The organism is Sulfuritalea sp. (genome assembly GCF_031426875.1).
Lineage (GTDB): Bacteria > Pseudomonadota > Gammaproteobacteria > Burkholderiales > Rhodocyclaceae > Sulfuritalea.
Genome location: NZ_JASJPC010000042.1, coordinates 62,299 through 82,780 on the forward strand (window position 1 = coordinate 62,299; position 20,482 = coordinate 82,780).

Sequence of the window (20,482 nt, forward strand, 5' to 3'; positions counted from 1 at the left end):
CGCCGACCACGCCGCGCCCGCCGCCAGCCCCAACCCCGCCGCTATTAGCCACGAGCCGGCTTGCTTGTTAAACTTTTTCATTATTTCGCTCCCATTCCGGTTGATACTTCTCAAATGCTGCAAATATTTCCTTTTTCCCGGACAGCGAATGCGACATCCAGCCGCTGCGGCAATATGCCGCACATTTAACGCCTGAAGGAATGGCCCTGACCTTGACATGGATCAACTCATTCCGGCTGCATGGATCAATTTGCCGTATGGCTACATAAATATCACTGCAAACACCCCTCTTGAAACTCAATAAGTCCAACTGGCTCAGCCTGGCCATGATCGCCACCCTGGTCGCGATCGCCGTACTCGGTCAGCGCTATTCGCCCCTGCTGCTACCCAAGACCGATGCCAGCGGCGTGGCGGAAGCCGGCTGCGACCTGCAGCGCCAGGCATGCCCGGCCACCTTGCCGGACGGATCGCGGCTGCAACTTTCCATCACGCCGCGACCGATCGCATTTCTGCAGCCCTTGCGCGTCGAAGTCGCGCTCGGCGGCATCGAGGCGCGCAAGGTCGAGGTGGACTTCGCCGGCGAGAGCATGAACATGGGCTACAACCGCGGCCAACTCACCGCTGCCGGCAGCGGCATCTATGCCGGCGAAGCCTCGCTGCCGGTCTGCGTTTCCGGCGGCATGACCTGGGTCGCCACGGTGGTGATCGAGACCGACCGCCAGCGCATTGCCGTGCCCTACCGCTTCGTGGTCGGGCGCTGACTCGCTGCTTCTTGCCCGCTGCTTCTTGCCCGCTATTTCTTCGCCGGACGTTTCAGGAGCTTGCGCTGCAAGGTGCGCCGATGCATGTTGAGCGCCCGCGCCGTGGCCGAGATGTTGCCCTTGTGTTCGCGCAGCACGCGCTGGATGTGTTCCCACTCCATGCGCTCGACCGACATCGGCAGCGACGAAATGGCGGCCGGTGCGTTGGCCACGGGGGTGGCCGCATCGCCCTCCAGCGTGTGGCCGAAAGCCCGCAGCAGGCTGTCCACGTCCACCGGTTTGGCCAGGTACTGCACGGCGCCCAGCTTGATCGCGTCGACCGCCGTGCTGATGCTGGCATAGCCGGTGAGGACCACGATGCGGCAGCCGGGATTGATTTCCAACAGGCGCGGTATCAGGCCGAGGCCGGATTCGCCGCCGAGATTCAGGTCCAGCACCACCCGTGCCGGCAGGAGGACGCGCGCCAGTTCGACTGCCGCGGCCGCCGTCTGCGCCGCCTCGACCGCATGGCCGCGCCGTTTCAGCGCGCGCAGCAGGGTTGCGCTGAAGGTGTCGTCGTCTTCGATGATCAGCATGGTTTCATTCATGGCGGTTCCCGACTGTGTCATGGTTCGGCGCTGCGCGCGATAGGCAGTTCGATGGTGGCCCGGCCGCCGCCTTGCGCCGGATTGTCCAGCACGATGCGTCCGCCCAGCCGCTCGACGGCGGAGAACGCCAGCAGCAGGCCGATGCCGGCGCCACCGCTGCGTGCCGGCATCGGTGCGCGACCGGCGTGGCGCAGCACCTCGGCGGGAAATCCGGGGCCGCCGTCCCTGATCACTATCGTCAGTTTCGCCGGCTCGCGGATCAGCCTGATGTCGATTTCCGCGGCACTCGCGTCCGCTGCATTGTTGAGCAGGTTGACCACGGCCTGCTCCAGCGTGGCTTCGGTCGCGATCGGGGACGTTGCCGTGCCCTCCAGGCTCAGGCGACTGGAGGCGCGCGGCCGCATCGCATGCCAGCGCGCGCGCACGCCTTCCAGCCAGACGCCCGCCTCCTGCGCCTGGATCTGATCCGGCCGCAGCGCGCCGGCGCGCGCCGCCATGCCGCCGATGATGCCCTTGCACTGCGCAAGCTGCTCGCGCACCAGCGCCAGGTCTTCGCGCGTCCCGGCATCGAGCCCGGCCTCCCGCTCAAGTTCGCCGACCAGCACGGCGATCGTCGCCAGCGGCGTGCCCAGTTCATGCGCGGCGCCGGCGGCCAGTGCGCCCAGCGCCACCACGCGCTCGTCGCGCAGCGCTTGCTCGCGTGCGGCCGCCAGGCGGCTGTCGCGTTCGCGGATCGACGCCGTCATGCGCGCCACGAACCACGCGATCATCGCCGTGGACACCACGAAGGTCAGCCACATGCCGGCCAGATGCAGGCGCGCGGCGCGCTCGACGTCGGCCACGGCGAGCGGCAGGAAGTGTCGCATCAGCAGCGTATACAGCGCCACCGCCAGCACGGCGATGGCGGCGGTGAGGATGCCGGGCAAGGACAGCGCGGCGACGGCGACCGGCACCAGCAGGAAAGAGATCAGCGGATTCACCGCCCCGCCCGACAGATACAGCAGGATCGCCAGCGCCACCAGGTCGACGCACAGTTGGCTGAACAGCTCGCCGGCGCCCACCGCTTGATCCGTTCGCGCGCGCCATTCGAGCAGGGCGTTGAAGCCCGCCATCAGCACGATCACGGCGAACATCGGCAGTTGCGGCAAGGCGATGTCGAGCAAAGTTGGCGCTGACGACACGGCGATCGCCACGGCCGCCAGCAACCACCAGCGCAGGATCACCGCACGACGCTGGTTGAGCCGCAGGTTGCGCGCGTCTTCGACGGGACTGGAATGGGTCATTCGGCGATTATCCGATATAGATCAAGGAAAATTTCACCCGAGGCCTGCGACAATGTGCCGCATCACCACTTTCGCGGATCGACCGCGCGGATCGACCAATATGAGCTTGCGACTCGCACTGCTCTGGCTGACGGCGCTCTTCAGCGTCGCCAGCCAGGCCCAGAACCTCGACAAGGGCAAGGAAATCAACAGCACCTGCGCCGGTTGCCATGGCGAATTCGGCCAGGGCGGCTCGCGCGGCGAGTACCCGCGCCTTGCAGGCCAGGGCGCCAAGTATCTCGAATCGCAACTAAAGGCCTTCCGCGCCCGTACCCGCATCAACATTCCGATGTACCCCTACACCCAGGAACGCGAGCTGCCGGACGAGGACATCAAGGATGTCGCCGCCTACCTGGCATCGATCGAGTTGCCGACCAAGTGGCCGGTGTTCAAGGACAGCGACGACGCGCTGACGCGCCTGACGATGACCGAGCGCGTCATGATCATTCCGCGCGTGACGGGCAACCTGGCCAATGGCGAAGCGATCTACCAGAAGCAGTGCCATACCTGCCACGGCAAGACCGGCATGGGCCGCGGCATGTTCCCGATGCTGGTCGGGCAATACACCAGCTACCTGAAGCGGCAGATGGACAAATACGTGAAAGGCGATCGTCCGCACGACGAAGAGGCGATCGGCGGCCTGCTCAACAAGCTCAGAGAAGAGGACATGCAGGACATCCTGGCCTACATCACCAGCCTGCAGGAACAGCAGTAAGAATCGAAAAGCGGCATAAAGGTCCGCCCCTCCCATCCTCCCCTCGCGGGGAGGCTACCATCTGGCTCGCTACGCTCGATATCACCAGCGACCCGTCCTATCGTTCCACGTTAACCTCAGCCGGCAATCCGAATTCCTGTCTTTTTCAGAATCGCCGTGCTGTAGAGGATGTCGTGCGCCCGGCAGGCGTCGCCCAGCAGGGCCGCGATCTCGGCCACGCGGGCCGCCACTTCCTCGCGATCCCGGCTATGCACCATGGCGAACAGGTTGTAGGGCCAGTCCGGCAGGCGGCGCGGGCGCCGGTAGCAATGGGTGACGAATTCGAGGGCGCCGATCCGGGCACCCAGCTCGTCGATGCGGGCGTCATCGACGTCCCACACCGACATGCCGTTGGCCGTGTAGCCGATCGCATAGTGGTTGGGCACCGCGCCGATGCGGCGGATCACGCCGCTATCGAGCATGCGCCGCAGGCGGGCGATCACCTCGTCGCCGCCGATGCCGAGTTCGCCGGCGATCGCGTCGTAGGGCCGCGGCACGCGCGGCAGGCCACCCTGGGTGGCGACGATCAGGCGACGATCGGTTGCATCGAGATCGGCTTCAGCTTTCATCTCAGGCGCGTAACTTCATCTCGACGAAGTATTCGCGTTCCTTGGGGAAGGGGAACACCGGCAGGCCGGTCGCCGCCTCGATCGCCACGATGGTTTCGGCAATCCCCTGCGGCGTTGCCGTGGCCAGCACGAACCACATGTTGAGCGCATGTTCGCGGCGGTAGTTGTGCGCCACCTCGGGGAAGGCATTGACCTGCGCCGCGACGCGCTCGAACTCCTGCTCCGGCACCTTCATCGCCGCCAGCACGAAAGCGCCGCCGGCGCGTTCGATCTGGAACATCGGGCCGAAACGCGTCAGCACGCGGCGCTGGAGCAACGACTCAAGTCGTTGCAGCAATTCCGCCTCGGAGAGGCCCAGGGTTTCGGCGACCTCGCGGTAGGGTTCCGCCACCAGCGGGAAATCACCCTGCAGGGCGTTGATCAGCCGCTTGTCGATTTCATCCAGCGCCGCGCCGGACGCCACGGCTTCAGGCATTGACCAGCCCGTCCGCGGGCACGGTGCCATGCGGCGCCTCGGCAAAATAGCGTGCGCCGCACTGCTTGAACCTGCGCGTCGAAAACAGTGCCTGGGCCGGCAGACCGGCCAACCGGCTCAGGCGGTCGATCACCGGCTGGACTTCGTCGCGCGAACGGCCATGGACCATGCAATACAGGTTGAACGGCCAGTCCGGCAGGCTGCGCCGGCGGCGATAGCAGAGCGTCACGCCGGGTTCGCCCGCGAGCTGGCGACCGATGCGGTCGACCTGGTCGTCGGGCGCATCGAACACCACCATGGCATTGGCCCGGTAGCCCAGCTCGTGATGACGCACCACCACGCCGAAACGCTTGATCAGCCCTTCGTCCAGCCAGCCGGCGAGGCGTGCCAGCACTTCGTCCTCGCCCATGCCGACACGCTCGCCCAGGCGCGCGAAGGGGCGCGGCACCAGTTCCAGGCCGGGCTGCAGGGCCGCGATCAAAGCCTTCTCGGCCGCATCCGGCACGCGCGCCGGCGTGCTCGGCAGCTCGGCATGGTGCTTGTGCGCTGAATTGAGGTTGAGGTCGAGATCGAAGCCGAGATCGATGTGATATTCGTTCTCCAGCGGCAATGCGATCACGGCGCAGCCGGTCTCGCCCTCGATCTCGCCCAGCGCCGCGGCGAGCGAGGCCTGGTCGGCCGCCGTGGCGACGAACCAGAGGTTGTAGCGGTGCTCGCGCTGGTAGTTGTGATTGACTTCGGGCCGCGCGCTGACCTGCGCCGCGATCTGTTCCAGCCGTTCGACCGGCGCCGCCAGCGCGGCGAGCGTCGATGCGCCCACGCGGCGCGGCGCGAACACCGCGCCGACGCGGCCGATGGCGCCACGCGCCTGCAAGCGCCGCAGCGTGGCCAGAACCGCCGTCTCGCCAGCGCCAACTCCTGCACCGAGTTCGCCGAAGGGCAGCGCGGTGATCGGGAATTCGCGCTGCCAGTCGTTGAGCAGCGCGTATTCGAGCGGGCTGTAGGGCGAGTCCATGGTCAGAAACCGATGCGTGCGGCGCGACTGCTGAAGAAGATGCCGGACGGCGCCTCGGCGGCGAGAGCGCCCAGATTGCGGAAGGTCTTCGTGTCGTAGATGACGACGCGGTTGTCATCGCGCGCCGAGAGCCAGACGGCCTCGCCGCGCGGGGTGAATTCCATGTGCAGCACCGCCTTGCCCGGCTGCAGGGTCTGCACCACCTTGCCACTCAGGGTGTCGATCACCTGCACCCAGCCGTTGTCGGGGAAGGCGAAATTGACCCAGATCTGGCGCCCGTCGGGACTGGCCATGACGAACACCGGCTGGCCCTTGACTGCGACGCGGCCGGTTTCCCGCCAGGTCGCGGCATCGGCCACCAGCACCTCGTGGCGGCCGATCGCCGGCAGCCAGGCGCGGCCCGCCGCGACCGACCAGCCACGCAGATGCGGCATCTTGTACACCGGCAGCTTTTCCTCGCCGCGGCCGTATTTTTCAAGGATCTTGCGCGAGCCCCGTTCCGGCTGCCAGAGGTCGAGCAAGGCGATGCCGTCCTCACCGAAGAGGCCGGCCAGGTAGTGCCTGCCATCGGGTGTGACCAGGCCGTCGTAAGGCTGTTGGCCGGCCGGATAGCGCTGCGTCACCGGCCGCCTCGGATCGGTGAAATCGCTGACCCAGATTTCGCCGCCGTCGAACAGCGCATAGGCGAACTTATTGCCCGGCACGTCGGCCAGGCCCACCACCTTGGAGAAGCGTCCCGGCGCATATTCGGCCGGAACTTCGGACAGCAGTTCCAGGGTTTCCGCGTCGAAGGCCTTGATCCCGCCCGGCGTGTAATTCTGCGCCACGACGATGCGGCCGTCCTGCGATATCGAACCGCCGATCGCATTGCCCGACTGCATGATGCGCTTGACGATGCGGGCTTCGAGCAGGTCGACCTTGGAGAGGCCGCCGTCGCGGCCGAAGATGAACGCATAGCGCGCATCGCGGGAATACACCACCGAGGCATGCGAGAGATCGCCCAGCCCGCCTATGCGCGCATAGGCCTCCCGGCTGCTGGTATTCACCAATGTGACGTGACCGCTGGCGCGTTCGATGACCAGGCCGAGATCGCCGGTGCCGCGCAAGGGCGTGCCGGCACAGGCGGCGAGCAGCAGCGCCAGCAAACCGAGCAACAGGGTTTGCACGGCGCGCCTCATTGCGGGAAGCCTGCCATCAGCTTGGCCACGATCCACTGCGCCTCGTCTTCCGCGAGAAAGCGGTGCCAGGGCGGCATCGGCGTACCCGGACGGCCGCCGATGATGGTGGCCACCAGTCCTTCGGCCGGCTTGTCGGCCAGCGTCGCCGGCAGCAGTGCCGGACCCAGCCCGCCCTGCAGCGTCATGCCGTGGCAGGAGCCGCAATCCTGGCGCACCAGGTGGATCAATTCCTGCTGCCGCGCCGCCGAGGGCTCCGCCGCCGCGGGCAGCGCGAAACAGCCCAGCAGCAGCGACGTCAGCGCGGAAGGAATGCAACTATTCGACAAGGACCAGCCCCTTCATTTCTTCGTGGGGACCACAGCGATAGCTGTAGCTTCCAGGCTGAGTGAAGGTCCGCTGCCAATGCTCCTGCGGAAACATCCGCTCCGATTCGAGCCCGTTTTCGGCGGGGAAGAGCACCGAATGGCTGGTGCGCTTTTCGCGGTTGGTCCACTTTACCGTGTCGCCGGCCTTGATGCGAACTTCGGCCGGCGAAAAGCGGTATTCCTGAATCGAGACTTCGACCGTCTGCTGGGCCGCTGCAGCGAGCGAAACGAGTGCCAGCATGGCCGGCACTCGCCGCAACAGGTAGCCGCCAACAGACATCTGCAGGCCCGGCCTACTGCTTGGTCGCCTTCACGTCGCCATCGGCACCGATGCCCAGCTTGTAGCCCAGCGATACGTGATGGAAGCGGCCCTGTGCATGATCGGCATGGATGGCCACACCAAACGGTATCGCCTTGCCTTCGCCCGGATTCTTGCGCGTGAAGGTTACCGTGTAGGTGTCGCCGCTCTTGCTGGCTTCGGCCTTGGCGCCGGTGCCGCCGCCGCTCATCTTGCGTTCCGTGGTGACGCTGCCGTCGGAAACCTTGTTGCCCTTGCTCGCCCACTGAATCAGTTCGTAGGCGCCGGCCGCGATGTACTTGGTCTTCTTGTCGTCGGCGCCGGGCATGGTGCGCGCGTCGGTGTGGCAGGTCTGCCAGCAGCCGTACTGGTCGGCCTGGGGCACCTTGGCATCGGCGAACAGCAGCGTGGCCTTGACCTCGTTGTCCTTGTCGCCCTTGTCGGCGCCGCCGGAGGGTGCCTTGAACGTCAGGCGAATGTAGAGGTTGGCCGCATCGTAGGCCGCCTGCACGCTGACCGGAAAGATCATGGTCTTGGGCGCGCCCTTGGGCTCCATTTCCTTGTCGGCCAGACGCTTGAAGTTGAAATTCAGCGTGCCCTTTTCCTCATGGCATCCGGCACAGCTTTCACCCTTGCGCATGCCGGCCGAGCCGCTGTGGTCCGACTTCTTGGTCATCCATTCGATCGGCGCGACGCCGGCATGGAAGACGTTGATGTCGCGTTTCGCGACCTTGCCCCAGTCCGGCGCCGCGACGGCAGCCTGGGAAGCGAGAACCAGCAGTGCGCCGGCAACGGCGGTGGAAACGATGGACTTGCTCATTTGATGCTCCTTTCGAACAAAACGATTTTCATTGAAAGCTGGCGGATTTGATCGGTGTCAAGCATGTCAGTCGCGACTCATGCAGGCGGGATGGACGCCGCTCTGGCATGCACGATGCTCACTCATCCTCGTCTTCCTTCATGCCCTTGGGTTTGGTGTGGGCGATGCCCTTGTGGCAGTCGATGCAGGTCTTCTTCTCTTCGATGCCGATCTTGTGCATCTTGGCGCCGCGCAGCTTCTGCTTTTCGACATCCATGGCGTCGAAGCTGTGGCAGTTGCGGCATTCGCGCGAATCGCTGGCCTTCATCCTTGCCCATTCGCTCTCGGCCATCTTAAGCCGGTGTTCGGCGAACTTCTCCGGCGTGTTGATGACGCCGGTGATCTTGCCCCAGACTTCCTTGCTCGCCTGGATCTTGCGAATCATCTTGTGCGTCCAGTCCTTCGGCACATGACAGTCGGAGCATACCGCCCGCACGCCGGTGCGGTTGGAATAGTGGATGGTCTTCTTGTATTCCACGTAAACGTTGTCGCGCATCTCATGACAGCCGATGCAGAACTCCAGGGTATTGGTGGCTTCCATGCCGGTGTTGAAGCCGCCCCAGAAGAATATTCCGGAGAAGAAGCCGACCACCAGCAGACTGAGCAGCGAATACTTTGCACTGGGCCGCTTCATCATCGCCAGAAACCCTGATTTTTGATTGTCTGCCATATACCTTTTTCCTAGTTCATCGGTCGTTGGATCCGGCTGCCGCGCCTGTTGCCAACAGGGTCTGCGCTCGCTTCAAGCGGATCGTTTTTAAACACCTATAGGATAAAGGGGCATATGCCCCTTTATCCTTGCTGCTGATCAAGTTTCGATCAGTTTCCGATCAGTAAATGTCATGCTGCGTGTTGTAGACATTGAACTTGCCGGTCGGCGTGATCATCTTCGGATCGGTGATCACCTTCTTCATTGCCAGAGTCTTGTCGTCATAGACCACGATGGCGGACTGGTCGGTCTTGCCGCCCCACAGGGAGATCCACACTTCGGAACCGTCGGCGCTGTACTCGGGATGCACGGCACGACGGGTTGCCTTGGTCACCGGCAGGCCCGAGTCCTTGGCCACGTTGATGATCTTCTTCGGCTTCGACAGGTCGGCCATGTCCCACACCGCAACTGACTCGGCGAGTTCCTTGTCGGGATTCTGCGGCGAGTCGGCCCACAGGTTCTTCGATTTCGGATGGGTCTTGACGAACAGGTTGCCCGGCACGTGCTTGACTTCCTGAACGACCTTCCAGTTGAACTCCTTGAACTTGGCGTTCTTCTTGTTGTCCGACGGCGTGCTGATCAGCGTCACCACATCGGCGCCAAGGTGGCCCGTGGCCCACACCGGACCGAACTTCGGATGCGAGAAGTTGGCGCCACGACCCGGATGCGGAAGCTTGGCGACGTCGATCAGGGCAGCCAGCTTGCCGAGCTTGGTATCCACCGCGGCGATCTTGTTCGAGGCATTGGCCGCGACCAGGAAGTAGCGCTTGGAGGCATCCCAGCCGCCGTCATGGAGGAACTTGGCGGAAGCGATGGTGGTGGTCTTCAGGTTCTTGATGTCGGAATAGTCCACCAGCAGGATCTGGCCGGTTTCCTTGACGTTGACCACCCACTCGGGCTTGATCTCGGAAGAGACGATCGAAGCCACGCGCGGCTCGGGGTGATACTCGCCGTCCACCGTCATGCCGCGGGTGCTGACGACCTTGAGCGGCTTCAGCGTGTCGCCGTCCATGATCACGTACTGGGGCGGCCAGTAGGAACCGGCAATCGCGTACTTGTCTTCAAAGCCCTTGAACTTCGAGGTATCGACCGAGCGCGCGTCGAAGCCGATCTTGAGTTCGGCCACCACGGCAGGCTTCTCCATCCAGAGGTCGATCAGCGACAGGCGGCCGTCGCGGCCGATGACATACACGTAGCGGCCCGACTTCGACAGGCGCGAGATGTGCACCGCGTAGCCGGTCTTGACGATGCTGCGGATTTCCTTGGTGTCGCCGTCGATCAGCGCCACTTCGCCGGTGTCGCGCAGGGTGACGGAGAAGAAGTTCTTCAGGTTGAACTTGTTCATCTGCTTGGTCGGCCTGTCCTTGACCGGCACGATGACCTTCCAGGATTCCGACATTTCCTTGAAGCTGTACTCGGGCGGCACATCCGGGGTGTTCTGGATGTACTTGGCCATCAGGGCGATCTCGTCCTTGGTCAGGATGTCGTCGAAGTTCACCATGCCGCCATCGGTGCCGTAACCGATGATCTTTTCCAGGCGATTCTGGCCCAGCTTGAGCGTGCCGCCTTCCGTCTTGGCGCCGTCCTTGGCGGTCTTGGTCCAGTGCGGCTCCAGGTTCTTGCCGGTGGCGCCCTTGCGCAGCACGCCATGGCAACCCGCGCAGCGTTCAAAGTAGATCTTCTTGGCGGTTTCCTTTTCGGCGGCGGTCAAGGTGGGCGCAGCATCCTGCGCGAAGACACTGCCCATGGCACCGGCAATGGCGGAAACGGCAAATAGTCCAAGTACCTTCCTTTTCATACTTCTCTCCTTTTGAATGATTCATCTGAGTCAAAGCGTAGTGCGCCCGCACTGAAAACCCTACCAATCCAATGGTCGCAAGCGTGCGCCGGCACCAAGGCGTAATCCTTGACTCGGATCAAGACTAATTGGATTAAGGGTATTCGCAGCCAGCCGCCGATGCTTTGATATACTGCGCGCTGTTCGTGGTGCCCGCGCATGGATTCCGTGCCGGGTGAAACGGGAAGCCGGTGAGTACCTCCAAAGGGTTCGATTCCGGCGCTGCCCCCGCAACGGTAAGGAAGTGCGGGTTCATCAAGACGCCACTGGGTCGCAAGCCCGGGAAGGCGATGAACCAAGACTTCCAAGCCCGGAGACCGGCCAGGGACAAACCAGCGTATGCGTTGCGGGGTTGCGGCGTGCCGGGGTTTGTGCCGACCCCGTTCATTGCCCTCCCCTCCCGCGCATGCATTTGCCACCTACCGGCTGCGGGGACGCTCGCCGGGATTCGGGAGTTTTTCCATGCATAAGCATTTCACCATCGCCGCCTGCGCGGCCAGTTGTCTTTTCTCCGGTTTTTCCTTCGCCGCCGATCAACTCGCGGCCGTCGTGGTCACCGCGACGCGCCAGGCGACGCGAATCAACGAGGTCATCGCCGACGTCTCCGTGATCGACCGCGAGGCCATCGAGCAGGCAGGCCCGTCGACCACCCTCGGCGACCTGCTGGCGCGCACGCCGGGGATCGAACTGTCGCGCGCCGGCAGCCGCGGCGCCACGGAAAGCGTATTCATCCGCGGCGCCAACGCCGGCCATACCCTGATCCTGCTCGACGGTCTGCGCATCAACTCGGCCACGCTGGGACAGAGCTCGCTGGAAGCGATTCCCCTGGCCCAGGTGGAACGCATCGAAATCCTGCGCGGACCGGCGTCGGCGCTGTATGGTTCCGACGCCATCGGCGGCGTGATCCGCATCACCACCCGGCGCGCGGCGGATGCCCCGCGCCTGGAAGCCAGCGCCGGGGTCGGCAGCCGCGGCGGCCGGGAACTGACGCTGGCCCACGCCAACCGCGTCGGAAAGTTCGACTATGCCGTGCGCGTGGCCGACTCGCGCGCCGAGGGGGTCAACGCCATCACCAATCCGAGCAGCCCGGCCTACAACCCGGACCGCGACGGTTTTGCGCGCCGCAGCCTGTCGCTGGCCGCCACCTGGCGCCCGCAGGAGGGCATCGAGATCGGCGCCCACGGCATCGAAAGCGACGGCGTCAACCACTTCGACAGCAGTTGGCCTTCTGCCAACCTGGATTGGCAGACGCGGACCCGGGTCGTCGCCCACGGCGTGTTCGCCCGCGCGCGTCTGGCCGAAGCATGGCATAGCGAACTGCGCCTCGGCCGCGGCGAGGACCACTCGATCACCACGCCTTCGGCCACCGCGGGCCAGGACCGCGATGCGTTTCGCACGCGCCAGGACCAGGTGGTCTGGCAAAACGACCTGACCCTGCCGCTCGGGCGCGGCCTGGTCGCCGTCGAGAGCCTGCGCGAATCCATAGACTCGACCAGTGTCTATACCAGTCTGCAGCGCCGCACCGATTCCCTGGTGCTGGGCTGGAACGGCTCGACGGGTGCGCATTTCTGGCAGGTCGGGGCGCGCCGCGACGACAATTCCCAGTTCGGCGCGCGGACCACGCAAACCCTCGGCTACGGCTACCGCCTGACCGATGCCTGGCGAATTTCGGCCAGTGCCGGCACCTCGTTCAAGGCGCCGACCTTCAACGACCTGTATTTCCCCAACACGCCTTTCGTCGGCGCCGGCAACCCGCTGCTGCTGCCCGAGTCCGGACGCAGCCGCGAGCTTGCCCTGCATTATGAAATGGGCGGCACCGAGGCTTCGCTGACGGGGTTCCGCAACGAGATCGAGAACCTGATCCAGTGGCAGGAAACCGCACCGGGCTCGTTCTTCTACACGCCGCGCAACGTCGCGACGGCGCGCATCAGCGGCTGGACCGCGGCCGCCCGCACCCGGCTCGGCGCCTGGTCCTTGGACGCCGGCCTCACCGTCCAGGACCCGAAGAACCTGGCCAACGGCGAAGCGCTGGTGCGGCGTGCGCGGCAATTCGGCAGCCTCGCCGCGAGCCGCGATTTCGGCGACTGGTCGCTCGGCGCCGAACTCCAGGCCAGCGGTCCGCGCTACGATGCGCCGGACTTCACAACGGGACTCAACACCAAGAAAATGGGCGGCTACGGCCTGGTGAATCTGCGCGGCGAGTTGCGCCTCGATCACGGCTGGTCGCTGTTCGCCCGCGTCGACAACCTGTTCGACAAGCGCTACGACGTGGTGCGCGCCGCCACCTCGGAGTTCGCCGCGCTGGGCACGACGCTGTTCGTCGGCGCGCGCTTCGCGATGAAGTAAATGCCTAGCCGCCGCCGCGCCCTGCTGCTGCTTGCCGCACTCACGGCGCTGGCGCTCGCCAGCCTGGTCGCGGCGCTGCTGGCGGGATCCTACGCGGTGGCGCCGGGCGAGGTCTGGGCCGCCCTGACGGGGACCGGGCAGGACACCGCCGGCGCGGTGGTCAGCGGCCTGCGCCTGCCGCGTGCGCTGGCGGCTTTCGCCTGCGGCGGCCTGCTGGCGCTGGCCGGTGCGCTGATGCAGGTGCTGCTGAGGAATCCCCTGGCCGATCCCTATGTTCTTGGCATCTCGGGCGGCGCCGCGGTCGGCGCGTTGCTGGCGATGCTGGCCGGCCTGGCGCTGGCCTTGATCAATCTGTTCGCCTTCGCCGGCGCCTTCGCCGCGATGCTGCTGGTATTCGGCCTGGCACGCGGTGACGGCAGCTGGACCCAGACCCGCCTGCTGCTGACCGGCGTCATCGTCGCCGCCGGCTGCAGCGCGGTGGTGGCGCTGATCCTCTCGGTGGCGCCGGAGCACCAGTTGCGCAGCATGCTGTTCTGGCTGATGGGCGACCTGTCGCATGCTGGCACGCCGTGGCCGGCGCTGCTGGTGCTGGCGCTGGGCCTGGCGGCGGCCCTGCCGCTGTCGCGCGACCTCAACCTGCTGGCGCGCGGCGACCTGATCGCGCGCACCCTCGGCGTTCGGGTGCGCGGCCTGCGCGGCGCCGTGTATGTGCTGGCCTCGCTCTTGACCGCGGTCGCCGTGACCACCGCCGGCAGCGTCGGCTTCGTCGGCCTGGTGGTGCCCCACCTGGTGCGCCTGGCGGTCGGCAACGACCAGCGCGTGCTGCTGCCGGCCGCCGCGCTGGCCGGGGGTTCGCTGCTGGTGATCGCCGACACCCTGGCGCGCACCCTGGTCGCGCCGCAGCAACTGCCGGTCGGCGTGCTCACCGCCCTGCTCGGCGTGCCGGTGTTCCTGTATCTGCTGTCGCGCCAGGCCAAGGGCAGCGCGCCATGAGCAGCCTCCTCACGGTGCGCGGGCTCGCGGTCGCCGTCGGCGGCCGCACCGTGGTGCGCGGGCTCGACCTGGAACTCGCCGCCGGCGAGCGCCTGGCCATACTCGGCCGCAACGGCGCCGGCAAGACCACGCTGCTGCACACCCTGGCCGGCCTGCGCGAGCCCGCGGCCGGCCGCATCGAACTGTGCGGCGCCGAGCTGGCGCAGACGCCGCCGCGCCGCGTCGCGCAGTTGCGCGGCGTGCTGCTGCAGCAGCAGGTCGACGCCTTCCCCGCCAGCGTGCTGGAAACCGCGCTGATCGGCCGCCATCCCTGGCTCAAACGCTGGGCCTGGGAAAGCGCCGCCGATGCCCGCATCGCCCGCGCCGCACTGGCCGCGGTCGACCTCGCCGGCTTCGCCGCGCGCGACGTGCAGACCCTGTCCGGCGGCGAGCGGCAGCGCCTGGCGATCGCCACCCTGCTGACCCAGCAGCCGCGCCTGGCACTGCTCGACGAGCCGCTGTCGCACCTCGACCTCAACCACCAGATCGCCGCGCTGCAACTGCTCTCGCGCACCGCGCAGGAAACCGGCACCGCGTTGGTGATGGTCATGCACGATCCGGGGCTGGCCGCGCGCTATTGCGATCGCGCCCTGCTGGTGCATGGCGACGGCCGCGTCGAATCCGGCAGCGCCGCCGCGATGCTCACCGCCGAGCGCCTTTCGGCCCTCTACCAGCATCCCCTGCGCATGGTCGAAGCCGACGGCCAGCGCTGCTTCCTGCCTCTTTGAGAACCCGCCCATGAAACTGCGTTTGCTGTTTCCGCTCCTCGTCTGGCTCGCCGCCGGACCGGCGCTGGCCGCCTGCCCGCGCATCGTCAGCCAGTCGCCCTACCTGACCGCCGCGCTGGAATGGCTCGGCCAGGGCCAGTGCATCGTCGGCGTCTCGCGCTACGACAAGCACGATCTGCCGAAGACCGGCGGCGTCATGGACCCCGATGCCGACGTGCTGGCGATCCTGCGGCCCGAGCTGCTGGTGACGGTCGACTGGGTCACGCCGGAAGCGCTGGCGCAGGCCGTGCCGCAAGGCACGCGCAGCCTGCGCCTGGGCGGCTTCGGTTCCATCGCCGAGAGCGAACGGGTGCTGCGCACGCTGGCCGTGGCCAGCCGGATGGACGACGCCGATGCCCAGGTGCGGCGCTTCCGCCGCGCATGGCAGGCCGCGGCGCACCGCGTCGGCGGCAAGGGCGAGCGCGTGCTGGTGCTCTCCGCCTGCTCCGGCGAACCCTATGCCTTCGGCCGCCGGCATTACATCGGCGACGCCTTCGCGCGCGCCGGCTTCGAGGTGGTGGATCGCAGCGCCGGCGTGCGCCGCCTGCGCGCAGGCGAGGAGCTCGCCGACATCCCCGCCCTGGTGGCGCGCTTCAAGCCCGACATCGTGTTTTCGCTCAGCCACGAGTCCAGCGTCGCCTGCAACGCCGCGCTGGGCACGGTCAAGGCGCGCATCGTCAGCCTCAGGGGCGAAAACTTCTTCCACCCCGGCCCGCCGCTGCTGCAGGGCTACCGGGAACTTGCCGCGAGCCTGAAATCATGAGCATCGAAAACGAACGCGAAGCGCGCCATGTCGCACGCATGCAGCGCAAGAAGCAGGTCATCGACCAGCAGGTCGCCGCCGCCGACACCGAGCGCGGCGTGCTGCTGGTCAACACCGGCAACGGCAAGGGCAAGTCCTCCGCCGCCTTCGGCGTCGCCGCGCGCGCGCTGGGCCATGGCCAGCAAGTGGCGGTGGTGCAGTTCGTCAAGAGCCGCAGCGACACCGGCGAGGAAGCCGTGCTCGGCACGCTGCCGGGCATGCGCTGGCACGTCATGGGCGAAGGCTTCACCTGGGAAACCCAGGACCCCGGCCGCGATGCCGCCGCCGCGCGCGCGGCCTGGGAACTCGCCGCCGGCTACCTGACGGACCCGGCCATCGGCCTCGTCGTGCTCGACGAAATGACCTATGCCTTCAAGTACCAGTGGCTGACCGTGGACGAAGCGCTGGCGGTCTTCGCCGTGCGCCCGCCGCGGCAGCACGTAATCGTCACCGGCCGCGGCGCGCCCGAGGCCCTGATCGCCGCCGCCGACACCGTGACCGAAATGGCCATGGTCAAGCACGCCTTCAAGGCCGGCGTGAAGGCCATGCCGGGCATGGAGTTCTGATGAAGCCCCTGCACAGCAGGGCGGTCGAGCAAAGTACGCTCTCCTCGCCGCTGAGGATGACATGCCCGCCCGCCGCCGTCACCAACCCGGAGCCGCGCAGCGGCGAACACCCGTCACCCCCGCCCTCGGGGCGGGGGCCGGGGGGTGGGCGCGTTTCCTGTCCAGCCCTGCTGATCGCCGCGCCCGCCTCCGGCCAGGGCAAGACCACGGTGACCGCGGCGCTGGCGCGGCACCACGTCAGGCAGGGGCGCCGCGTGCGCGTCTTCAAGTGCGGCCCCGATTTTCTCGATCCGCAAATACTCGCCGTCGCCAGCGGCGCCCCGGTGTACAACCTCGACCTCGGCATGTGCGGCGAACAGGATGCGGCGCGGCGTCTCGCCGCGGCCGCGGCGACGGCCGACCTGATCCTGGTCGAAGGCGTCATGGGCCTCTACGACGGCAGCCCCTCGGCGGCCGACATCGCCTGCCGTTTCGGCATCCCGGTGCTGGGCCTGATCGACGCATCAGCCATGGCCCAGACCTTCGGCGCCGTGGCCCACGGCCTCGCCACTTACCGCGCCGGCCTGCCTTTCGCCGGCGTGCTCGCCAACCGGGTCGGCAGCGCGCATCACGCGGCCCTGCTCAAGGCCAGCCTGCCGCCCGGCATGGGCTGGTTCGGCGCCCTGCCGGGCGACGCCGGCGCGGCGCTGCCCGAGCGCCACCTCGGCCTGCTGCAGGCCGCCGAGATCGCCGACCTGGAACAGCGCCTCGACCTGCTCGCCGGCCACATCGCCGCCAGCGCGATGGCCGACCTGCCGCCCGCGGTCGACTTCGCCGTCGAATTTGCCGTCGAATTTGGCAAACCCGCAGCGCCGACTCTCGAACCCCTGCTCGCCGGCAAGACCATCGCCATCGCGCGCGACGCCGCCTTCGGCTTCATCTACCCGGCTAATCTCGACACCCTGGCCGAACTCGGCGCGGCGCTCGCCTTCTTCTCGCCGCTGGCCGGCGACGCGCTGCCCGCCTGCGATGCCGTCTGGCTGCCGGGCGGCTATCCCGAACTGCACGCCGCGCGCCTCGGCGCAAGCGGGCTGTCGCGGCAACTGCGCGCCCACGCCGCAGCCGGCAAGCCGCTGCTCGCCGAATGCGGCGGCATGATGTGCCTGTTCGAACAACTCATCGACCAGCACGGCACCCGCCACGCCATGGCGGGCCTGCTGCCCGGCGCCACGCGCATGCAGGCCCGCCTCGCCGCCCTCGGCCTGCAGCAAGCGAGCCTGCCGGAAGGCATCCTGCGCGGCCATACTTTCCACCACTCGCGCAGCGAAACCACCCTCGCCCCGCTGCTGTGCGCGCGCACGCCCGACGGCGGCGAAGGCGAGGCGATCTACCGCAGCGGCCGCCTCACCGCCTCCTACATGCATTTGTATTTCCCGTCCAACCCTGAAGCGACGGCACGGCTGTTCCTGCCCTGAGCTGATTCGCTGCTGCCAGAGACAAGACACTCGACGCGCGCCCAAGAGTTGGCGCTGGCGACACGGCGAGCGCTAGCGCGGAGACGGCTGCCCGGCTACGTGTTCATCGCTCCAGTGTCTTCGCCGCGCTTGCGGCGCGCTACGGACTTGACATGAAGATTGGAACCGACGAGTCTTGCCGCCATGTCATTTCTTCGCCGCTGCATTTTTCTCGCGCTGATGGTTTTTGCCGGACCTTTGCTGGCGGCGCCGGCCGAGCAGCGCCCGGTGCGCATCGGCCTGCTGGCCTTTCTCGATGCCGAGGCGATGAGCCGCCAGTGGGCGCCCTTGCTCGCGCATCTTGGCGCCGCGCTGCCCGGCCAACGGCCTGTCCTCCTGCAGTTCGACCACAAGGGGCTGCGCGACGCGGTCGCCAGCCAGTCCGTGGATTTCGTGATCACCAATCCCGGCAACTACGTCGCGCTCGAAATGGAATTCGGCATCAGCCGGATTGCCACGCTCGACACCACGCAAGCGCCGTCGCCGATGCGCGCGGTCGGTTCGGCGGTGATCGTGCGCGCCGACCGGCTTGATCTGACGAAACTGGCCGATCTCGCCGGCCGGCGCGTGGCTGCCGTGGGCGAGGATGCCTTCGGCGGTTTTCAGGTGGCATGGCGCGAGTTTGCCCAGCTTGGCCTCGACCCTTACGCCGACTTCGCCGAACTCAGCTTCGTCGGCCTGCCGATGCGCGCGGTGACCGACGCCGTGACCAGCGGGCGGGCCGACGCGGGCATCGTCCGCGCCTGCACCATCGAGAACCTGCCGGCGTCCGCCCGCGCCGGCTTTCGCGTGCTGTCTCCGCGCGCGGAAGCGGATTTCCCGTGCCAGACCTCGACCCGGCTCTATCCGGACTGGCCCATCGCGACGCTGCGCAGCACGCCCCCGGTACTGGCCAAGGCGGTGGCGAGGGCGCTGTTGGCCATGCCGGCGACGGCGGAAGGCATGTCGTGGACGGTGCCGGCCGATTATCAGGCCGTGCATGAACTGTTCCGCGAACTGCAGACCGGACCCTACAGTTACCTGAAGGAAAGCACGCTGCGCGCCGCGGCGGTGCGCTACTGGCCGGTGGTGCTGGTGCTGGTCACGCTGCTGCTGGGCTGGATCATCTACACGGTACGCGTCGAGCATCTGGTGCACGCCCGCACCGCCGCGCTGCGCCAGGCGCTCGACGAACGCAAGGCGATCGAGGCGCGGATGCGCGTGCATCAGGAGCAGGTCGAGCACCTGTCGCGCCTGTCGATACTCGGCGAACTGTCCGGCACCCTGGCGCACGAAATCAACCAGCCGCTGGCCAGCATCAGCAACTATGCGCAAAGCCTGGTGCGGCGCGTCGACAGCGGCCGCCTCACCGATGCCGCCGTGCGCGAGGCGGGCAGCGAGATCGCCGGCCAGGCCGAGCGGGCGGCCGGCATTCTCGGCCGCATCCGCGGCTTTGCCCGCAAGCGTGCCGCCGTGCGCGAACGCCGCGTCCTCGCCCAACTGGTGGGCGAAGCCGTGGCGCTGTTTGCCGGCATGATTTCCAACCGCCCCGAAATCCGCATCGACGAAGGCACGGCGGCGAATTGCACAGTCGAGGTCGATCCCCTGCAGATCCAGCAAGTGGTGCTCAACCTGCTGAAGAACGGGCTCGACGCGATGCAGGATCTGCCGGCCGCCGAGCGCCGCCTTCTGATCACCCTCGAACGCGAGGCGGAGGGCGCGGCGCTCAGAGTCGGCATTCGCGATTTCGGTCGCGGCCTGACGCCCGAGGCGCAGCAACGGCTGTTCGAGCCTTTCTTCACCACCAAGCCCGACGGCCTCGGGCTCGGCCTGTCGATCTGCGCGACCATCATCGAGGCGCACGGCGGGCGGCTCTCGGCGCAGGCGCCGGCCGAGGGGCCCGGGCTGGTATTCACGTTCGCATTACCGATGCATGACGAATGACTTCATGGTCCAGATCACCGAAAACTCCGTAATCCATGTGGTGGACGACGACGCGTCCTTCCGCCGTTCCCTGGTCTTCCTGCTCGAATCGCTCGGCTGGCCGGTGCAGGCCCATGCCTCGGCGGCGGATTTCCTCGCCGCCTGCCCGGCGCCGCCGGACGACTTCGGCTGTCTGGTGCTGGACATCCGCATGCCCGGCATGAACGGGCTGGAACTGCAGCAGGCCTTGCGCGCAAGGGGCTGGACGCCGGCCGTGGTGTTCATGACCGGACATGGCGACGTCGAACTCGCGGTGCAGGCGATGAAGCAGGGCGCCTTCGATTTCCTCGAAAAGCCCTTCCGCGACCAGGCCCTGCTCGACACGGTCGCCGCCGCCGTGCGCCATGGCGGCGAACAGCGGGCCACCGAACAAAGACGCGAACAGGCGCAAGCGCTGCTCGATCGCCTGTCGCCGCGCGAACGTGAAGTGGCGCGCCTGGTAGCGCTCGGGCTGCCCAACAAGCTGGTGGCGCGCAAGCTGGAGATCAGCGAAAAAACCGTGCATGTGCATCGCCAGCACGTGATGGAAAAAACCGAAGTCGGCAGCGCCGCCGAGCTGGCGCGGCTGATGTTGCGTATCGATCCACGGGCGCTCGACTGAGAGCTTGTGAATAAATCTACTGAGTGGGCCAGATCGGGGCTTGGGCGGTGCTAGCTATCCCAGGGCAATAGCATGAGGCGCCGACTCCCTCCCCTTCAAGGGGAGGGTTGGGGAGGGGATGGGGCAAACTAGCGGAGACGCGCCTATGGAACGCTCGTGTTCACTCCCATCCCCCTCCCGGCCT

General features: G+C 67.0%; 21 protein-coding genes and 1 riboswitch. Of the genes, 10 read left to right on the plus strand and 11 right to left on the minus strand.

What is annotated here, in order from left to right; genetic code table 11:
- Positions 1-290 precede the first annotated feature (290 nt).
- Entirely contained in the window at positions 291-761 is a 471-nt protein-coding gene (locus tag RMO95_RS17490; RefSeq protein WP_310451939.1) for a hypothetical protein, read from the plus strand.
- Between the two features lie 32 nt (positions 762-793).
- Here RMO95_RS17490 and RMO95_RS17495 read toward each other — a convergent pair whose 3' ends face one another.
- Together RMO95_RS17495 and RMO95_RS17500 are read right to left on the minus strand one after the other, a co-directional pair.
- Positions 794-1,348 (minus strand): response regulator transcription factor, encoded by a 555-nt coding sequence (locus RMO95_RS17495; protein ID WP_310451940.1) that lies wholly within the window; start codon positions 1,346-1,348, stop codon positions 794-796.
- A gap of 17 nt (positions 1,349-1,365) precedes the next feature.
- Positions 1,366-2,631, minus strand: a complete 1,266-nt coding sequence (locus tag RMO95_RS17500; protein WP_310451941.1) for an ATP-binding protein — start codon at positions 2,629-2,631, stop codon at positions 1,366-1,368.
- Positions 2,632-2,731: 100 nt separating this feature from the next.
- Here RMO95_RS17500 and RMO95_RS17505 point away from each other — a divergent pair, with 100 nt between their 5' ends.
- Positions 2,732-3,385, plus strand: a complete 654-nt coding sequence (locus RMO95_RS17505) for a c-type cytochrome (protein ID WP_310451942.1) — start codon at positions 2,732-2,734, stop codon at positions 3,383-3,385.
- Between the two features lie 116 nt (positions 3,386-3,501).
- Here the strand turns inward: RMO95_RS17505 and RMO95_RS17510 are convergent, their stop codons facing one another.
- The 9 genes from RMO95_RS17510 to RMO95_RS17550 all read right to left on the minus strand — a co-directional run bounded on the left by RMO95_RS17510 (position 3,502) and on the right by RMO95_RS17550 (position 10,690).
- Complete coding sequence (locus RMO95_RS17510; RefSeq protein WP_310451943.1) at positions 3,502-3,993, minus strand: AsnC family transcriptional regulator; 492 nt, start codon at positions 3,991-3,993, stop codon at positions 3,502-3,504.
- Between the two features lies 1 nt (position 3,994).
- Positions 3,995-4,468, minus strand: a complete 474-nt coding sequence (locus tag RMO95_RS17515) for an Lrp/AsnC family transcriptional regulator (protein ID WP_310451944.1) — start codon at positions 4,466-4,468, stop codon at positions 3,995-3,997.
- The gene (locus RMO95_RS17520; protein WP_310451945.1) at positions 4,461-5,483 is read right to left on the minus strand and encodes an Lrp/AsnC family transcriptional regulator; all 1,023 of its coding nucleotides are present in this window, start codon (positions 5,481-5,483) and stop codon (positions 4,461-4,463) included. Before RMO95_RS17520 ends, RMO95_RS17515 begins: the two co-directional genes overlap by 8 nt.
- A gap of 2 nt (positions 5,484-5,485) precedes the next feature.
- Positions 5,486-6,649 carry a cytochrome D1 domain-containing protein gene (locus RMO95_RS17525; protein WP_310451946.1) on the minus strand — a complete coding sequence of 388 codons (1,164 nt, stop codon included), beginning with the start codon at positions 6,647-6,649 and terminating at the stop codon, positions 5,486-5,488.
- Positions 6,650-6,657: 8 nt separating this feature from the next.
- Positions 6,658-6,987 (minus strand): cytochrome c, encoded by a 330-nt coding sequence (locus RMO95_RS17530; RefSeq protein WP_310451947.1) that lies wholly within the window; start codon positions 6,985-6,987, stop codon positions 6,658-6,660.
- Positions 6,977-7,267 (minus strand): plastocyanin/azurin family copper-binding protein, encoded by a 291-nt coding sequence (locus RMO95_RS17535; protein WP_310451981.1) that lies wholly within the window; start codon positions 7,265-7,267, stop codon positions 6,977-6,979. Before RMO95_RS17535 ends, RMO95_RS17530 begins: the two co-directional genes overlap by 11 nt.
- Positions 7,268-7,319: 52 nt before the next feature.
- Positions 7,320-8,144 (minus strand): ethylbenzene dehydrogenase-related protein, encoded by an 825-nt coding sequence (locus RMO95_RS17540; RefSeq protein ID WP_310451948.1) that lies wholly within the window; start codon positions 8,142-8,144, stop codon positions 7,320-7,322.
- A 118-nt stretch (positions 8,145-8,262) separates the two neighbouring features.
- Positions 8,263-8,853: a NapC/NirT family cytochrome c gene (locus RMO95_RS17545; protein ID WP_310451949.1), complete on the minus strand. Its 591-nt coding sequence runs from the start codon at positions 8,851-8,853 to the stop codon at positions 8,263-8,265.
- Positions 8,854-9,013: 160 nt separating this feature from the next.
- Entirely contained in the window at positions 9,014-10,690 is a 1,677-nt protein-coding gene (locus RMO95_RS17550) for a cytochrome D1 domain-containing protein (RefSeq protein ID WP_310451950.1), read from the minus strand.
- 169 nt (positions 10,691-10,859) lie between these two features.
- Positions 10,860-11,070, plus strand: a riboswitch (cobalamin riboswitch).
- 121 nt (positions 11,071-11,191) lie between these two features.
- Here RMO95_RS17550 and RMO95_RS17555 point away from each other — a divergent pair.
- The 8 genes from RMO95_RS17555 to RMO95_RS17590 all read left to right on the plus strand — a co-directional run bounded on the left by RMO95_RS17555 (position 11,192) and on the right by RMO95_RS17590 (position 20,298).
- On the plus strand, positions 11,192-13,075 hold the full coding sequence (locus tag RMO95_RS17555; RefSeq protein WP_310451951.1) for a TonB-dependent receptor domain-containing protein: 1,884 nt from the start codon (positions 11,192-11,194) through the stop codon (positions 13,073-13,075).
- Positions 13,076-14,068: an iron ABC transporter permease gene (locus RMO95_RS17560; protein WP_310451952.1), complete on the plus strand. Its 993-nt coding sequence runs from the start codon at positions 13,076-13,078 to the stop codon at positions 14,066-14,068.
- Positions 14,065-14,835, plus strand: coding sequence for an ABC transporter ATP-binding protein (locus tag RMO95_RS17565; protein WP_310451953.1), 771 nt, complete (start codon positions 14,065-14,067; stop codon positions 14,833-14,835). The genes RMO95_RS17560 and RMO95_RS17565 overlap by 4 nt, the downstream gene beginning before the upstream one ends.
- 10 nt (positions 14,836-14,845) lie before the next feature.
- The gene (locus RMO95_RS17570; RefSeq protein WP_310451954.1) at positions 14,846-15,637 is read left to right on the plus strand and encodes a hypothetical protein; all 792 of its coding nucleotides are present in this window, start codon (positions 14,846-14,848) and stop codon (positions 15,635-15,637) included.
- The gene (gene cobO / locus RMO95_RS17575; protein WP_310451955.1) at positions 15,634-16,242 is read left to right on the plus strand and encodes a cob(I)yrinic acid a,c-diamide adenosyltransferase; all 609 of its coding nucleotides are present in this window, start codon (positions 15,634-15,636) and stop codon (positions 16,240-16,242) included. Before RMO95_RS17570 ends, cobO begins: the two co-directional genes overlap by 4 nt.
- 170 nt (positions 16,243-16,412) lie before the next feature.
- Positions 16,413-17,696, plus strand: coding sequence for a cobyrinate a,c-diamide synthase (locus tag RMO95_RS17580; protein ID WP_310451982.1), 1,284 nt, complete (start codon positions 16,413-16,415; stop codon positions 17,694-17,696).
- Positions 17,697-17,879: 183 nt separating this feature from the next.
- The gene (locus RMO95_RS17585; RefSeq protein WP_310451956.1) at positions 17,880-19,658 is read left to right on the plus strand and encodes a PhnD/SsuA/transferrin family substrate-binding protein; all 1,779 of its coding nucleotides are present in this window, start codon (positions 17,880-17,882) and stop codon (positions 19,656-19,658) included.
- Entirely contained in the window at positions 19,648-20,298 is a 651-nt protein-coding gene (locus RMO95_RS17590; protein WP_310451957.1) for a response regulator transcription factor, read from the plus strand. The genes RMO95_RS17585 and RMO95_RS17590 overlap by 11 nt, the downstream gene beginning before the upstream one ends.
- Positions 20,299-20,482: the final 184 nt, after the last annotated feature.

Coding starts and splice junctions, on each gene's coding strand:
- RMO95_RS17495 (WP_310451940.1), bottom strand. CDS start 1,348: ATGAATGAAACCATGCTGATCATCGAAGACGACGACACCTTCAGCGCA.
- RMO95_RS17500 (WP_310451941.1), bottom strand. CDS start 2,631: ATGACCCATTCCAGTCCCGTCGAAGACGCGCGCAACCTGCGGCTCAAC.
- RMO95_RS17505 (WP_310451942.1), top strand. CDS start 2,732: ATGAGCTTGCGACTCGCACTGCTCTGGCTGACGGCGCTCTTCAGCGTC.
- RMO95_RS17510 (WP_310451943.1), bottom strand. CDS start 3,993: ATGAAAGCTGAAGCCGATCTCGATGCAACCGATCGTCGCCTGATCGTC.
- RMO95_RS17515 (WP_310451944.1), bottom strand. CDS start 4,468: ATGCCTGAAGCCGTGGCGTCCGGCGCGGCGCTGGATGAAATCGACAAG.
- RMO95_RS17520 (WP_310451945.1), bottom strand. CDS start 5,483: ATGGACTCGCCCTACAGCCCGCTCGAATACGCGCTGCTCAACGACTGG.
- RMO95_RS17535 (WP_310451981.1), bottom strand. CDS start 7,267: ATGCTGGCACTCGTTTCGCTCGCTGCAGCGGCCCAGCAGACGGTCGAA.
- RMO95_RS17540 (WP_310451948.1), bottom strand. CDS start 8,144: ATGAGCAAGTCCATCGTTTCCACCGCCGTTGCCGGCGCACTGCTGGTT.
- RMO95_RS17545 (WP_310451949.1), bottom strand. CDS start 8,853: ATGGCAGACAATCAAAAATCAGGGTTTCTGGCGATGATGAAGCGGCCC.
- RMO95_RS17550 (WP_310451950.1), bottom strand. CDS start 10,690: ATGAAAAGGAAGGTACTTGGACTATTTGCCGTTTCCGCCATTGCCGGT.
- RMO95_RS17555 (WP_310451951.1), top strand. CDS start 11,192: ATGCATAAGCATTTCACCATCGCCGCCTGCGCGGCCAGTTGTCTTTTC.
- RMO95_RS17560 (WP_310451952.1), top strand. CDS start 13,076: ATGCCTAGCCGCCGCCGCGCCCTGCTGCTGCTTGCCGCACTCACGGCG.
- RMO95_RS17565 (WP_310451953.1), top strand. CDS start 14,065: ATGAGCAGCCTCCTCACGGTGCGCGGGCTCGCGGTCGCCGTCGGCGGC.
- RMO95_RS17570 (WP_310451954.1), top strand. CDS start 14,846: ATGAAACTGCGTTTGCTGTTTCCGCTCCTCGTCTGGCTCGCCGCCGGA.
- cobO (WP_310451955.1), top strand. CDS start 15,634: ATGAGCATCGAAAACGAACGCGAAGCGCGCCATGTCGCACGCATGCAG.
- RMO95_RS17585 (WP_310451956.1), top strand. CDS start 17,880: ATGTCATTTCTTCGCCGCTGCATTTTTCTCGCGCTGATGGTTTTTGCC.
- RMO95_RS17590 (WP_310451957.1), top strand. CDS start 19,648: ATGACGAATGACTTCATGGTCCAGATCACCGAAAACTCCGTAATCCAT.